15 protein-coding genes and 3 pseudogenes are annotated in these 13,479 nt (G+C 60.0%); 7 read left to right on the forward strand and 11 right to left on the reverse strand.

The window, feature by feature from the left end; translation table 11 throughout:
* Nucleotides 1–9: 9 nt before the first annotated feature.
* Nucleotides 10–1,125 carry an endonuclease/exonuclease/phosphatase family protein gene (locus tag JCM21793_RS12480; protein WP_025030589.1) on the reverse strand — a complete coding sequence of 372 codons (1,116 nt, stop codon included), beginning with the start codon at nt 1,123–1,125 and terminating at the stop codon, nt 10–12.
* A gap of 255 nt (nt 1,126–1,380) precedes the next feature.
* Here JCM21793_RS12480 and JCM21793_RS12485 point away from each other — a divergent pair, with 255 nt between their 5' ends.
* Nucleotides 1,381–1,830, forward strand: coding sequence for a BA14K family protein (locus tag JCM21793_RS12485; RefSeq protein ID WP_025030590.1), 450 nt, complete (start codon nt 1,381–1,383; stop codon nt 1,828–1,830).
* A 160-nt stretch (nt 1,831–1,990) separates the two neighbouring features.
* A complete protein-coding gene (locus JCM21793_RS28265; RefSeq protein WP_025030591.1) occupies nt 1,991–2,533 on the forward strand; it encodes a BA14K family protein in 543 nt (180 codons plus the stop codon).
* Nucleotides 2,534–2,594: 61 nt separating this feature from the next.
* Here the strand turns inward: JCM21793_RS28265 and JCM21793_RS12495 are convergent, their stop codons facing one another.
* On the reverse strand, nt 2,595–3,455 hold the full coding sequence (locus JCM21793_RS12495) for a helix-turn-helix domain-containing protein (protein WP_025030592.1): 861 nt from the start codon (nt 3,453–3,455) through the stop codon (nt 2,595–2,597).
* A 120-nt stretch (nt 3,456–3,575) separates the two neighbouring features.
* Here JCM21793_RS12495 and JCM21793_RS12500 point away from each other — a divergent pair, with 120 nt between their 5' ends.
* The 3 genes and pseudogenes from JCM21793_RS12500 to JCM21793_RS30300 all read left to right on the forward strand — a co-directional run.
* Nucleotides 3,576–4,517, forward strand: a complete 942-nt coding sequence (locus tag JCM21793_RS12500; protein ID WP_025030593.1) for a phytanoyl-CoA dioxygenase family protein — start codon at nt 3,576–3,578, stop codon at nt 4,515–4,517.
* Between the two features lie 376 nt (nt 4,518–4,893).
* Nucleotides 4,894–5,028, forward strand: coding sequence for a hypothetical protein (locus JCM21793_RS30980; protein ID WP_280109686.1), 135 nt, complete (start codon nt 4,894–4,896; stop codon nt 5,026–5,028).
* A 142-nt stretch (nt 5,029–5,170) separates the two neighbouring features.
* Nucleotides 5,171–5,374 (forward strand): annotated as a pseudogene (locus JCM21793_RS30300) (phytanoyl-CoA dioxygenase family protein); the annotation flags it as partial.
* A 29-nt stretch (nt 5,375–5,403) separates the two neighbouring features.
* Here the strand turns inward: JCM21793_RS30300 and JCM21793_RS29255 are convergent.
* From JCM21793_RS29255 to JCM21793_RS25675, 7 genes and pseudogenes are all read right to left on the reverse strand, one after another.
* Entirely contained in the window at nt 5,404–5,745 is a 342-nt protein-coding gene (locus JCM21793_RS29255; RefSeq protein ID WP_155983440.1) for a hypothetical protein, read from the reverse strand.
* 200 nt (nt 5,746–5,945) lie between these two features.
* Entirely contained in the window at nt 5,946–6,236 is a 291-nt protein-coding gene (locus JCM21793_RS12520; protein WP_025030595.1) for a PilZ domain-containing protein, read from the reverse strand.
* 151 nt (nt 6,237–6,387) lie between these two features.
* Nucleotides 6,388–7,407 (reverse strand): ketol-acid reductoisomerase, encoded by a 1,020-nt coding sequence (ilvC, locus tag JCM21793_RS12525; protein WP_025030596.1) that lies wholly within the window; start codon nt 7,405–7,407, stop codon nt 6,388–6,390.
* 48 nt (nt 7,408–7,455) lie between these two features.
* Nucleotides 7,456–8,106, reverse strand: coding sequence for a TetR/AcrR family transcriptional regulator (locus tag JCM21793_RS12530; protein ID WP_025030597.1), 651 nt, complete (start codon nt 8,104–8,106; stop codon nt 7,456–7,458).
* A gap of 202 nt (nt 8,107–8,308) precedes the next feature.
* A pseudogene (locus JCM21793_RS25670) lies at nt 8,309–8,889 on the reverse strand (transglycosylase SLT domain-containing protein).
* Nucleotides 8,890–8,981: 92 nt separating this feature from the next.
* On the reverse strand, nt 8,982–9,248 hold the full coding sequence (locus tag JCM21793_RS31740) for a pyridoxine 5'-phosphate synthase (RefSeq protein WP_502685579.1): 267 nt from the start codon (nt 9,246–9,248) through the stop codon (nt 8,982–8,984).
* Entirely contained in the window at nt 9,143–9,742 is a 600-nt protein-coding gene (locus JCM21793_RS25675; RefSeq protein WP_502685578.1) for a pyridoxine 5'-phosphate synthase, read from the reverse strand. The genes JCM21793_RS31740 and JCM21793_RS25675 overlap by 106 nt, the downstream gene beginning before the upstream one ends.
* Before the next feature lie 127 nt (nt 9,743–9,869).
* Here JCM21793_RS25675 and JCM21793_RS12545 point away from each other — a divergent pair, with 127 nt between their 5' ends.
* Nucleotides 9,870–10,265 (forward strand): SpoIIAA family protein, encoded by a 396-nt coding sequence (locus JCM21793_RS12545; protein WP_007007762.1) that lies wholly within the window; start codon nt 9,870–9,872, stop codon nt 10,263–10,265.
* Between the two features lie 352 nt (nt 10,266–10,617).
* Nucleotides 10,618–11,472, forward strand: coding sequence for a DUF3179 domain-containing protein (locus tag JCM21793_RS12550; protein WP_244439743.1), 855 nt, complete (start codon nt 10,618–10,620; stop codon nt 11,470–11,472).
* 27 nt (nt 11,473–11,499) lie between these two features.
* Here the strand turns inward: JCM21793_RS12550 and JCM21793_RS25680 are convergent.
* A pseudogene (locus JCM21793_RS25680) lies at nt 11,500–12,626 on the reverse strand (ATP-dependent DNA helicase).
* Nucleotides 12,627–12,673: 47 nt separating this feature from the next.
* Entirely contained in the window at nt 12,674–13,156 is a 483-nt protein-coding gene (locus JCM21793_RS25685; protein ID WP_155983441.1) for a hypothetical protein, read from the reverse strand.
* Between the last annotated feature and the right edge of the window lie 323 nt (nt 13,157–13,479).

Consider the following 13,479-nt stretch of genomic DNA (forward strand, 5'->3'; position numbering starts at 1 on the left):
AGGTCCCGGTCAGGTGATGTCGAGTTGAACCACCACCGGACAATGGTCGGATGCCTTCGGGCGATCCCAGCCAACGCGCGGAAAACGGGGCACGTCCTGTTCCGGTGGAAAGATCGTGCGCCAGGGCTGGCCTGAACGGACAATATCCGGAACCGCGCGGGGGTTCCGCTCCGCCAGCGCCTTCGAGGCAAGCAGATAGTCGAGTTGGCAAAGATGACGTTCTTGCGGCCCGCGCGTGTGATAAAGCGTCCAGCGGTTCATCTCGGGGCGGCGTTCGACGAGATTCTGGCAGAAACCGCCGGCCGTCAGCGTGTTGACGCTCGAAAGCGGCTCCCGCACGGGCTCGAACCGGTAGCCCTCATGCGCTTCACCGGAAATGACGACGCGCTCGCGATAGTCGTTCAGGTCACCGCAGATGACCCAGCGCTTCGCAGAAGCCCGCTCCGCTCCACCGAAGCGCTCCTCGATGATCCGCCGAACCGCCGCAGCCTCGGCCATTCTTACCGGCATGGAGGCCGTGCGCCCGTCCATGCCGTTGCGCGGCGGGCTCATGGCCTTGAAATGCACGACGTAAAGCGTCATGGGCCGCCCACCGACCTTGATGTCGAGTTCCAGGCAGTCCCGGCGGAAAATGCGGTCCTGTGGCTCGATCCCGAGTTCCGCCAGCGCTTCGTTGTGGAGGTCGAGATCGGCGAAGGTCAGATGCGCGTGGCTGGTCATGCGCTCAAATTCGATCGGCTGACCATGCGCGGTCTCGGGCCGCATCATCACCGCCACGTCAATGCCGCGTGAATCATTCCCGGAAGCGGAATATTTCTCGCGGTAGCCATTGCCGATCATCTTGAAGAGGTAGCCGTATTCGAATGCCTTGAGCGCGGCGATATTGTCGACTTCCTGAAGACACAGAATATCAGCGCGCGTCGCCGCGATGGCAAGCGCGGTCAATTGCCTGGCGTCGTCCGTCAGCGCAACTGCGCGCGCCTGTTCGAGCGCTCGATAATGCGCCTCATCCTCGATCTCGTAGAGCGAAAGCGCGCGATCCCGATGCAAATCGTTGCGGAAACCGGAAAAATCGAACCGGTTCATCAGGTTTTCGACGTTGAAAGTGGCAAGCCGGAGCGACATGCCTGCACGTTTAAACGGTGCAGCGCGGATTACAAGTCCGCACTCTGGCCCACCCCTTGGCCCGCACCCTCGTCACGCCCTGATCGCGCCCCTGCCTTCGTCCCTGATCCCTGGCTCAAAGGCCCGGCAACGCTGCCATTCATCACACGTTCATGGAGTTTATGCTTGCTTCTGATACTATAAGCATCTCTGACATTGCTTGAGCAAAGGAGATGAAGGGGCATTTTTTGGGGGTCTGGAAATCAGGAGACCACTATGAAACACGGACTGACAAAAATCGCCTGTTCGGGCCTGCTCGCCCTGGGCTTCGTCTTCGTCGGTGCGCCAGCAAATGCCAATGCGCTTGGTATCGCCAGCGGTGCAGCCTCGAGCGCGGTTGAGCGTTCGGTGGCTGAAACCCCTGTCGTGCAGGTCGACCGGCGGGATCGCAGGAAATGGCGCCGCCACCACGAACGCCGCAAATGGCACCGGCATCGCCCGCGCGCGGGCTTCTATTTCGAGTTTGGCCGCCCCGCTCCCTATTACTACCGGCCCTACCACGTTCGCCCGCGCCCTGCCCGCCCCTATTATGGCCGGCCTGTGAGGCTGTCTCGTGCGCATGTCCGCTGGTGCTACAACCGCTATCGGTCGTATCGGGCGTTCGACAACACGTTCCAGCCCTATCACGGCCCGCGCAGGCCCTGCATCTCACCGTATTTCCGGTAGGAAGCAGGCTGGATTACCGAGAATGGCGCGGCCGGTCCGCGCCATTTTTCATGGCCGTTTCCCTGCACCGGAACAATTTGCAGAAACTGTTACGACAATCCGACTTTTATGACAGGAGGACGCGAGTAAAGTCCAGAAAATCTATCTGGAGTTGTAGAAAATGCGTTCTTTGAAACTGTTCTTGATTGTCGCTCTTTGTCTACTCGGCGCCCAGAATGCGTCTGCCGGTCGTCTCACTCTTTCAGCCGGGAACCGTGTCTGCCTGGAGAGCTGGAACGAACGCCGCGCGATGCGGCGTCTCTTTCCCGGCCGCATGCAACTGACGCTTGGCGACATGCATCGCCGCCACTGGATCGAGCGTTGCCGCACGATGTACCGGCTGCACGACCGCGCCATTCCCTCATGGTCGCGCTGGCACGATCCGCATGGCCGCTTCGCAGGCTATTTCTACGGCTTCAACGATGTTTACGGCCTGGGACGGCCGCTCCTCCGGCCACGACACGGAACACGGTCGTTTTACTGGCGCTACCAGCCGGAACACACCTACCAGCGGGCGATGCCGCGCGCCTATCCGGGCCACAATGCCCGTGCGGCACATCTTGCCTGGTGCAGCAAAAAATATCGCTCCTACCGGGCCGGCGACAACAGCTTTCAGCCCTACAAGGGACCGCGCAGGCGCTGCGTCTCGCCCTATGGGCGATAGAGCAATTCCAGGAAAAGCGGGGACGCTCCAGAATGTCGCCGTCCGCCGCGGGCAATGACGCTTAACCGCGAAACAGCGCCCGATAGGCGCGGGGCGTCATGCCGCGCAGCGCCTTGAACTGTCGGTTGAAATTGGCGAGCGAATGATAGCCCACCGCCTCGGCCACATGGCCGATCGGCTGATCTCCCGATGAAAGGCGCATGCAGGCCTCGCCGATACGCAGCCGCATCACATAGTCGGAAATGCTGGTGCGCATGTGCCGGCGAAACAGGCGATGCAGGCCGGACGCGCTGAGCGCGGCGATCCCGGCCAGATCCCCATTGCTGAGACCTTCCGCATAGTGCGTGTGGATATGCAGCAATACCCGGTCGATCCGCTCGCGGTCGGCACGGTCGAGATCGCGGGCGGCCACTGTGCTTGCAAGAGGTTCGGCATCCCCGTCCCCGGCCAAAAGCAGAAGAACCCTGACCAGCGCGAGAAACCGCTCGGCCAGTTCCACCTCGAACAGGGATTCAATCATCGGCCGCGCACGCGCGGAAACATGTGGCGAAAAGGCAAGCCCCGCCTCCGCGCGCGCCAGAAGCCCGGCGATGGGGCGCAGTTCGGCAAACCCCTCCCCCAGTGCCTGCGCCCATTCATGGCGAAACCACATGACCAGCGCCACATGTGGCTGCGCCGGGTCCGGCCGTGTGCGCGAAGCCCATGTGTGCGGCAGGTTCGCCCCCACCAGCACCAGATCGCCATCGCCGTATTCGCCGACATGGTCGCCGACAAAACGCTGTCCCTTCGAATTGAGCGTCAGCGTCAGCTCGTATTCGGGATGGTGGTGCCATTCGAAGGGAATGCCATCGTCGAGCCGCCGGTTGAGCATGCTCCAGGATGCCCCCGGCACGGTTGGCAATGTCTCAAGAAACGGCCTCATCGGGCGCTACCTCGTTACAAAACGCCATAATTGTATCAATATCGGCCATGTCAGTACAACACCGCCATGGGTTCCCGCAGTATTCTTTTGCCAGCAATGCAGGACACCAGGGAGGAAACCATGCAGGAAGCGGTCATCAAACGCGACGCGCACCCTTCGACCAGCAAGATGGGCACGCAGCTAAAAGACATCGAGAAGACGCTGCCCCTGCGCGTTCTTTCACCCGAAGACTGGCAGCACTGGACCACCAGGGGCTACGTGATCGTCCGTCAGGCCGTGCCGCAGGAGAATGTCGAACGTCTCGTCGACCTGCTCTGGACGTTTGACGAGAAAGACCCGAACGATCCTTCCACCTGGTACGCCCCGCAGCGCCGCGAGCACAAAATGAAGGAGCTCAACAACACCGGCATGCTGGAGATCTACAATCACCAGCATCTGTGGGACAACCGGATGGAACCGCGGGTCTACGACGCCTTCGTGGACATCTGGGACCGGGAGGACCTTTGGGTGACCATCGACCGCGCCAATCTCAATGCGCCGAAGAAAAACCCCGGCAACCCCGACGGCTTCATCCACTGGGATGCAGACACATCGATCCGCCCACTGCCCATCGGCGTTCAGGGCGTTTTGAGCCTGAAAAAGCAGGATGGCGATGTCGGCGGTTTCCAGTGCATTCCCGAGCTCTTCGAGCATTTTGAGGAATGGGTAAAGACCCAGCCCGAAGACCGAGACCCGATGCACCCGGACACGACCGGTTTCACAATCACCAACATCGACATGGAAGCGGGCGATCTCCTGATTTTCAATTCGCTCCTGGCGCATGGCGTGCGGCCGAACCATTCGAAGGACCGGGCGCGGATGGCGCAATACATCTCCATGCACCCGGCCGAATACGAGAACGAGGAAGAACGCCAGGAACGCATCCGCCTGTGGCGCGAACTGGACCACCCCAAACGCGACGCCTTCCCCGGCGACCCGCGCGAATGGGAAAAGAAGAACGCCAAGACGGCCGAGCTTACGGAGCTGGGGGAGAAGTTGCTGGGGTTGAAGGGTTGGGATTGAGACGTGAGATCACGAGAAGGGTTTGCCGTCCGAGGCGAACCCTGGTCGCCGCATATTTGAAAAGAAGCAGGGTTCAGGATCTATCGCTTTCGATGGAAGCAAACCGCTTCCCGTTGGCCAGGGATAAGGCCTGTTTACGCCTGCCCGCTTTGTCCGTCTTCGATACATTGCGAAAAACCCCGCACACACATTTGCCGCAAACACTGAATAACCAGGCAGGCGTAGAATTAATTAACGCTTTAAAAAACAATGGTTTTAGGTAATGAATAGAATATCAATTTCAATTATATCAATGATCATAACAAGCGGATCTGCACTCGCCGCGGATGATAATTCCAATCTTGATCGATTCGAAGTGAGCGCTGAAGAAATCACAGTGGACGACACCAACGTTTTGCATGCGAGCGGCAATGTCGTCCTTACCGATGAGCGCACAGAAATCCGTCTGGACAAGGCCAAGATCTCCTTCGAGGACGGCAAAACCATCATTGATGCGCTCGCCGCAAAATAGGCTAACCGTGCCGGACGGGATTCACGTCCGGCACCCGTCCCATAAATCAAACGCCGCGCCAATCTCCGTCGGACTTCGCCAGCGGATGACGACAGGGCACACACGGTCTTTGCCTTCCATCTGGACATAAACCTCATCGGGAATGAACCAGTATATCGCCATGCATCCGGCCGAATACGGAAACGAAGAAGAACGCCTCCGCCTCTGGCGCAAACTGGACCACCCCAAACGCGACGCCTTCCCCGGCGACCCGCGCGAATGAGAGAAAAAGAATTCAAAGACGGCCGAGCTTATAGAGCTTGGAAGAAAATTCTTGAACCTCGAGCCGTGGCAATCCGGCACCTGATTGCACAACTCAATCGTTGTTGTATGACCTCACTCTCCTGTCAGCGCTCGAACGCCTGGCAGGAGAGGACTGATGTCCAGGCCTTTCGACAACTCCACCACACCCGTCTCCAAATCGACCAGGCAGACGAACGCCGGACGATAAGCATCAGACAGGCCAGGGCCAGCGACGACTGCTACGCCGTATTTGGTGAATCCACCATCGTCAGGCAGAACGAGAGGGGCTGCCCAGGTCACGCGTGCCGCTTCAAGGCAACGTGAAGTCACATCCATTTTCCTCTCGATCATACCAGCGCCATCTTCCGCCCACGCACAAGCGGAGGAATATAAAAATAAAGACAAAGGAAACGAATATAATGAGAACTTATTCAAAACATTCTCCAAAATAAATTGGAAGAATACATGTAAAGACTAGGTACATAAAGTAAATTTTTCAAAATTATTTATAAGCCATAATTTTAAATCAAGCAGTCAAATGGAAAACATGACGCGAGAAATCTCTGCAAGATACAGCGCTTGCGAGCCTTTGAAGTGGCAGGCAGCGGGACGATGTCGCTAGCCCACCTCAAAGTTCAATCAAATGCCACGCCGATCTCCGTCAGGCTTCGCCAGCGGATAACCGCCGGGCGCACACGGTCGCTGCCTTCGATCTCGACGTAAACCTCATCGGGAATGGCACAGATATCGCCAAAACGGATGCGGGCACCGTCTTCATTCAGGTCGAGAACGACCCCAGGAAGCATGCAGCTTCCATTGTTCCAGAAAAGCCTGGCGCGGCGTTCGACATCTTCACGCGCATGCTCGCGCCGCTCGGTGTGAACCGGGTTTTCGGGACCTGTGGGCTTTTCCGTATCCGACATCATCCTTGCCTCCTCAAGGCCAACCTTCCCATGAGGCTTCTGTAGCTAAAAACGTGCCAGAAACCTGTTTCATCCCGAAACAGATTTCACACCGTCCAGATGCAAAAAAGCCGCGGGCGATGCCGCGGCCTTCTGTCTGAGACTTTGGAAAAGATCAGTTCTTTTCCTTGTCCACCAGCTTGTTCTTGGAAATCCAAGGCATCATGCCGCGCAGCTTCTCGCCAACTTCCTCGATCGGATGCTCGTCGTTCAGGCGACGGGTCGCCTTGAAGCGGGCCGCACCTGCGTGCCACTCCTGCATCCACTCGGTGGTGAAACGGCCGGACTGGATGTCGTGCAGAACGCGCTTCATCTCTGCCTTGGTCTCTGCCGTGATGATACGCGGGCCCGTGACATACTCGCCCCACTCTGCGGTGTTGGAGATCGAGTAATTCATGTTGGCGATGCCGCCCTCATAGATGAGGTCGACGATCAGCTTCACTTCGTGCAGGCACTCGAAATAGGCCATCTCGGGAGCGTAACCGCCCTCGACCAGCGTCTCGAAGCCGGCGCGGATGAGCTCGACCAGACCGCCGCACAGAACGACCTGCTCACCGAACAGATCCGTCTCGCACTCTTCGCGGAACGTGGTCTCGATGATGCCCGAACGGCCGCCGCCAACGCCGCAGGCGTAGGAAAGGCCGAGGTCCAGCGCATTGCCGGAAGCATCCTGGTGAACGGCGACCAGGCACGGCACGCCACCGCCCTTCTCATATTCGCCGCGCACGGTGTGGCCCGGGCCCTTCGGCGCAACCATCAGCACGTCGACGGTCTTCTTCGGCTCGATCAGGCCAAAATGCACGTTGAGGCCATGCGCGAAGGCAATGGCCGCACCGTCGCGGATGTTCGGCGCGATCTCGGAATTGTAGATGCCGGCCTGCAGCTCGTCGGGCGTGGCCATCATCATCAGGTCGGCCCAAGCGGCTGCCTCGGCCACCGACATCACCTTGAGGCCATCGGCCTCGACCTTCTTGGCGGTCGCAGAGCCCGGACGCAGTGCCACGGCGATGTCCTTGGCGCCAGAATCCTTCAGGTTCAGCGCGTGGGCGCGGCCCTGGCTGCCATAACCGATAATGGCGACCTTCTTGCTCTTGATGAGATTGAGATCGGCATCGCGATCGTAATACACCCGCATACTCAGTTCCTTTCCTGATCCAACTGACTGTTGTCCGTTTTCGACTGCCTAGACCCTGTCCCGGCCGGTCGTCTCTTCTTTTCGCACTCCGAAGAGAACGAAAAACTGCTCCACCGCCTCCTCTGCGAGCGCGGCGTAATTCTCCGGCTGGCGTACGCCGGCCTCGCCCAGAAGCATGCGCACATGAAGGTCGCGCACGATCAGGCCATAGAATGTGTGATAGGCAGCATCGCGGTCGCCATAGGCGATCAGGCCGCGCTGCCGGCCCGCCTCCAGAAGCGCGCCCGCGCGCTTGTCGATGCCATGTCTGCCCCGCTCAATGAGAAGCGCGCCCAGCCGGCTATCCTCGCGGCTCGCCTGCCCGATGGCCAGCCGGTTGAGCGCCAGCGATACATCGCCCCCCAGAACCTGCAGAAGATCATTGGCGAAATCCACCAGATGCGTGCGAAAGCGCCCATGGTCGAGCTTCTCGCCGCCGTCGATCCGTGCGCGCACCTTGCTCGCCTGATGCGCGATCATCGCGGCCAGAAGCCCGTCGCGGTCACCGAACCATTTATAGAGGCTTTCCTTGGAGCAATTGGCCGCCCGCGCCAGCCCTGCGGTCGTCAGCGCGCGTTCACCGCCCTCCACCAGGAGCCCGAGCGCCTTGTCCAGCACCGCGCGCTGGCGTGGCGTATAGTCATCCTGCATTTCCGGCATGTGGCGCACGAAGGTTTCTGTTCCCGCTCTCGTATCGTACCGTACGGTACGGTTCTGTCACACGATCCGCAGGATTGCAAGCCGGTTCGTAGGTATCATCGCCGCACTTCGGGAAAATGCGCTGGAATGAAACACGGAGCCCCGCATTGAGTTGGTGCGGGGGCACAGGATCGCTTCTATTCGGGGTACCAGGTGGCAGGCATCAACGCCCGCACTGCCGCATCTGCTGACCATATTGATTGGCCATGCCAGCGGCCTTGCGGGCGGATTTCTGCATCTGCGGATTGTTGCGCCAGACACCGCGCCGATAGCCCGCATGCCCGGCATAGTAGTTGAGATAAAGCCCGTAGCATCGTTGAGCGCCACGCCATTGGTGCGGTTGCTGGTCTGGTGATACCAGCCGACGAAATCCACCGCATCCGCAAAGCTCGTGCGCCGCGCCATCACATTGCCCGTCTCGCGCCTGTAGCGCTCCCAGGTACCGTCGAGCGCCTGCGAATAGCCATAGGCGCTGGAAGCGCGCTTCCAAGGGATGAAGCCGAGCAGCTTGCGGCGTGGCGGGCGCGCATCGGCATCGAAGCCGGATTCGATCCGGATCGTGGCCATCAACACCTCCGCCGGCACGCCATATTTGCGCTCAGCGCGCCTGGCCTCCGTATACCAGCCGCCGAAGAAGCCCTGCTTCTGGTCGAAGACGGAACAGACATTGTTGATGCTGCGCGGCGTCGAGGCACAGCCTGCCAACGCCAGCGCGAGCAGCATGATCACTGCAACGATACGCATGGAACACCTCAAAACCCGCCCCCTGCATAGATCAGGGAATCCTAAGAATCCCTGTCCATGCGCGTTAACGGTCTGGGCAATGCCGTGACCATTTATGGGCGATTCGGAGGTCGGTCAGCCCTCGCAGGCGCGGATGAAGCGGCGCACGGTTTCGGCCATGCCATATTCCAGCGCATCGGCGGTGAGCCCGTGGCCAATGGAGACCTCGCAGAGTTCCGGCATGCGGCGCGCCAGGCTGGAAGGTTCGCCACCGTCAGATCGTGACCGGCATTGACGCCAAGCCCGTGCGCGGCGGCGGCCTCCGCCGTTTTGCCAAGTTTTTCCAGCTCGATAGCGGCCTTTTCGGAATCATCATGCAACCGCCATATGGCCCCGTGTAGAGCTCTATCCGGTCCGCCCCGAGTGCGGCCGCTGCCGGCACCTGGCCCGGATCCGGGTCCGCAAAAAGCGAAACCCTGAAGCCCTGCTTCTTCAGCCGCGCGATGATGGGTTTGAGGAACTCGCCCTGCCCCGCAAAATCCCAGCCGTGGTCGGAGGTGGCCTGCGCCGGATCATCAGGCACCAGCGTCACCTGTTCGGGCTGGTTCTCCTCGACAAGCATCAGAAAGTCTTCCGTGGGAAACCCCTCGATATTGAACTCCCGGTCGGGAAATTCGTCATCGAGCAGCGCGCGGATTTCCGGCACGTCGGAAAACCGGATATGGCGCTGGTCCGGGCGCGGATGCACGGTCAGCCCGCAGGCGCCCGCCTCAAGCGCGATGCGGCCAAGCCCGGTCACACTCGGCCATGGCAGGCCACGCCGGTTGCGCAGCATTGCGACAGCATTGAGATTGACGGAGAGTTTTGCCGGCATTGTTGCGTCCCGCTTTTCTGTTGCGCTCGATGCATTACCATCGCTCCATACCGCGTTCGGGACGGAACGGACAGGCCCAGATCGCGTTGTCGAGAAAGGCAGGCTGGAAAGCCGTCAGGAGCAGACCATGACCGTCAACGACAATCCTCCAAATGTGCGGCGCATCGAGACGAGCCGCGACGATGCCTACGCCTTCGAGATCGTCGGCCACATTACGGCAGCCGACATGGAAAACCTCTACGGCCTGCTCGAAGGCGCCTACGAAGTGCATGACAGGATCGACGTGCTTGTCATCATCCACGACTATGAAGGTTTCGACTGGCAGGCCGCCTTCAAGGAGCAGACGATGATCGGCAAGACCAACGCACTCAAGCATATCCGCAAATATGCAGTGGCTGGCGGACCGGCCTGGATGGGCACGACCATCGCCTTCTTCCGCCCGTTCTTCTCCATGGAGATGGAGTACTTTCCCTATGAAAAGGTGGAAGAGGCGTGGAAGTGGCTGGGCGCGGAGCCGAGCTAGGGTCGGGACCCATTGATACGGCTTGACCGGCCTGCCCCTGAATGGCTCGCCGGGCGGAGAGCTTCACCACGCAAAGGTGATTGGTCTGTGAAGCTGAGCCATGCTGACATGCTCGCTACCGCGCAGCGCCCTTTGTGCGTCCGAATGGACGCACGGCGCTCCAGAGCAATTCCAGGAAAAGTGGAAGCGCTCCAGATGGGCAGACACCCGGGAGTTCCAAAACGTCACGCTAAAGGTAATGCGACTTGCAGTCCCCGCTATCACCGTCGCTTTTCTCACCCTCCTTGCCAATGGAGCCACGGCGGATCCTGCACGATGGAAAAGCGAGGGCTGGAAGACCGATTTTTCGCGGATGTCTGTCCAACATGAGGAAATCCGCTCAGGTGGCCCGCCCCGCGACGGCATCCCGTCCATCGACAATCCCCGTTTTAGCCCGGCGTCGAGCCTGACCGATCTCGCGGACCGTGAACCGTTGATCCAGCTCGTCATCAACGATACCGCACGAGCCTACCCGTTGCGGGTCCTGACCTGGCACGAGATCGTCAATGATGAAGTCGAAGGCCGGCCCGTCGCCGTGACGTACTGCCCGTTGTGCAACGCTTCCATCGTTTTCGACCGTCGGCTGGAAGGCCGCGTACTGGAGTTCGGCACCACGGGGAAACTCAGAAACTCCGATCTCGTCATGTATGACCGTGAGACGGAAAGCTGGTGGCAGCAATTCACCGGAACAGCCATCGCCGGTGAACTGGAAGGACAGAAGCTCTCCCTCATACCGTCACGCATTGTGTCTTTCGCCGCGTTCCGGCAGGCACATCCTGATGGCGCGGTTCTCGTTCCGGGCGATCCCGCCTTCCGGGATTATGGACGCAACCCCTATCGCGGCTATGACAGTTCTGCGGTCCCGTTCCTGTATTCGGGGGAGATGCCGGAAAACATTCCAGCCATGGCGCGGGTGGTGGTGATACGCGCACCAGAGGGCCCTGTCATTGTTAGCCTCGAAAGAGTAAGGCGGAACGGGTTCTCACAGGACGGGTACAGCATTGTCTACATAGAGGGCGTGGCCTCCGCGCTCGATACCGGCGACATCGCACAGGGGCGTGAGGTGGGCACGGTGCGTGTGACGCATGACGGCAGGGATGTCGCCCATGACATCACCTTCGCGTTTGTCGCCCACGCTTTTCACCCGGACGTATCGATCATCGACTGAGGCACCGAAAGAGGTCCGGTGACCGCTCTATCGCACGATGGTCAAGCGCTCGGAGGCGCGGGTGATCGCCGTGTAAAGCCAGCGCTGACGCGTATCGCGGAAGGCGTAGCTCTCATCGAACAACACCACCTCATCCCACTGCGAACCCTGCGCCTTGTGAACGGTCAGCGCATACCCATAGTCAAAGTCGTCGAACCGCTTCTTCGTCTGCCAGGGTATGTCCGCGCCCGGATCCTCGAAGGCCGCCTTAAGGAGCTTGATTTTGGCGACACCGCGATCGGGATCGTCTTCCTCGGGCGAGACCAGAAGGTTGATGCCGGGTTTTACCGTCTCCTTGGAAGAGGTCATCACCTTCCAGAGCGACCCGTTCAACAGACCCTTGGCCGGATCGTTGCGCAGGCAGACCAGCTTGTCCCCGGCCTGCGGGTACTCGGCATCAAACCCTTTCAGCTCACGCAGCGCTGGTTGTAGCGCCGGCGGGTGCGGTTGGTGCCGACAAGCACCTGATCGGCCGACAGCACGAGATCCTGGTCGACTTCGGCCTTTGAAATCACCTTGGCCGCGCCATAATCGCCATGGGAAATCTCGCGTCCCTCGCGCACGTCGAGTGCAAGCTGGATAATCGGATTGTCGCGCGCCTGACGGTGGATTTCCGTCAAAAGGTGATCCGGTTCGTGCTCGGTGAAAAACCCGCCGCCCGAGATCGGCGGAAGCTGGCCGGGATCGCCCAAAACCAGGATCGGCGTTCCGAACGACATCAGATCGCGGCCGAGCGCCTCGTCCACCATCGAACACTCGTCGATGATCACCATGGCCGCCTTGGCAATGGGGCTCTGGCGGTTGAGCGAGAAAGTCGGCGAAATGGACGTGCGGCCCGTCACCTCGTCCTCCACCTCCTCCTCGCCGCGCGGGCGATAGATCAGCGAATGGATGGTGCGTGCATTTGTGGCCCCGCGCGAGCGCAGAACCTGGGCCGCCTTGCCGGTGAAAGCGGCAAACTGGACATCGCCATCCACGTGTTCGGCGAAATAGCGCGCCAGCGTGGTCTTGCCTGTTCCGGCATAGCCGAACAGACGGAAAATCTGGCTCTGACCGGCCTTCAGCCAGCTTGCCACGGCGTTCAGCGCCGCATCCTGTTGCGGGGAGAATTCCATCCAGCCCAGAAAGCAGATTCGCCACCGTCTGAACAGGCCGCAGCGCTCTATTGATACGGTGTCAGGTTTCGGCCGGGCCAGGTGGTGACAGGGGGCTCGGGCATGACGTCTTCATCCAGATGGCTCGTGACATAAAAGACATCATGCCAGAGCTCGTCATCCCCACCGTCATTCAGAACCCGAAGCATCACGAGATAGCGTTTGCGGGCCCTCACCCCGCAGACAGGCGGCGAACGCAGACTGTATCGCCTGCGCCAGCGCTGGACCCGCTCGCGCACGACATAATAGCCGTTGCCGGCCGGGTCTTCGAAATCCGCCTCGATGATCATGCCGTGTCGCAGCGGTCGAACTTGCTTAACGGAAAGATTGTAGTGGATCTCCGCCGTGTTGTGATCGACGGTAAACCCGCCGCCCACCACATCGAGCAGAGGCCTCTTGTCAGGCGGTTCATGGATTATCCACCGATGGCAAACAAGAGGAGAGAGAGCGCGAATACGGACAGGAACAGCCGCCACGTCACCGTGCTTCATCGAGCTTCGCCATCCGACCACTCCGCCACGCTGCGTGGAGAAATAAGATAGCCGGCTAATTATAGATATGCAAGTTGACGGTGCGGTCGGTCCGGTTCCGTTACCGGCAGGTTTCGTTGTCTCGGATTCGATCTAGGGTCAGGACCTATTAATATGGTCGCAATGGTCGGCCTGATTTGTGCGGATACGCGAAGCAGGACCGCAGGAAGACTTCACGTCTTTCAAGGTCTTGCGACAAAGTAGGCCGTGCAAATCAGGCCGATCCGAAGGACGCTCGATAGACCGGCGATCTGCCGCGTCAAACCCCTTGACCGGGGGGGGGG

It is taken from the genome of Nitratireductor aquibiodomus NL21 = JCM 21793 (genome assembly GCF_000615975.1).
GTDB classification, from domain to species: Bacteria; Pseudomonadota; Alphaproteobacteria; order Rhizobiales; family Rhizobiaceae; genus Nitratireductor; species Nitratireductor aquibiodomus.

Bases quoted from the DNA above. Each gene is read 5' to 3' on its own strand.
- JCM21793_RS12480 (WP_025030589.1), bottom strand. From the start codon at position 1,125: ATGTCGCTCCGGCTTGCCACTTTCAACGTCGAAAACCTGATGAACCGG.
- JCM21793_RS12485 (WP_025030590.1), top strand. From the start codon at position 1,381: ATGAAACACGGACTGACAAAAATCGCCTGTTCGGGCCTGCTCGCCCTG.
- JCM21793_RS28265 (WP_025030591.1), top strand. From the start codon at position 1,991: ATGCGTTCTTTGAAACTGTTCTTGATTGTCGCTCTTTGTCTACTCGGC.
- JCM21793_RS12495 (WP_025030592.1), bottom strand. From the start codon at position 3,455: ATGAGGCCGTTTCTTGAGACATTGCCAACCGTGCCGGGGGCATCCTGG.
- JCM21793_RS12500 (WP_025030593.1), top strand. From the start codon at position 3,576: ATGCAGGAAGCGGTCATCAAACGCGACGCGCACCCTTCGACCAGCAAG.
- JCM21793_RS12520 (WP_025030595.1), bottom strand. From the start codon at position 6,236: ATGATGTCGGATACGGAAAAGCCCACAGGTCCCGAAAACCCGGTTCAC.
- ilvC (WP_025030596.1), bottom strand. From the start codon at position 7,407: ATGCGGGTGTATTACGATCGCGATGCCGATCTCAATCTCATCAAGAGC.
- JCM21793_RS12530 (WP_025030597.1), bottom strand. From the start codon at position 8,106: ATGCCGGAAATGCAGGATGACTATACGCCACGCCAGCGCGCGGTGCTG.
- JCM21793_RS25675 (WP_502685578.1), bottom strand. From the start codon at position 9,742: ATGCCGGCAAAACTCTCCGTCAATCTCAATGCTGTCGCAATGCTGCGC.
- JCM21793_RS12545 (WP_007007762.1), top strand. From the start codon at position 9,870: ATGACCGTCAACGACAATCCTCCAAATGTGCGGCGCATCGAGACGAGC.
- JCM21793_RS12550 (WP_244439743.1), top strand. From the start codon at position 10,618: ATGTCTGTCCAACATGAGGAAATCCGCTCAGGTGGCCCGCCCCGCGAC.
- JCM21793_RS25685 (WP_155983441.1), bottom strand. From the start codon at position 13,156: ATGAAGCACGGTGACGTGGCGGCTGTTCCTGTCCGTATTCGCGCTCTC.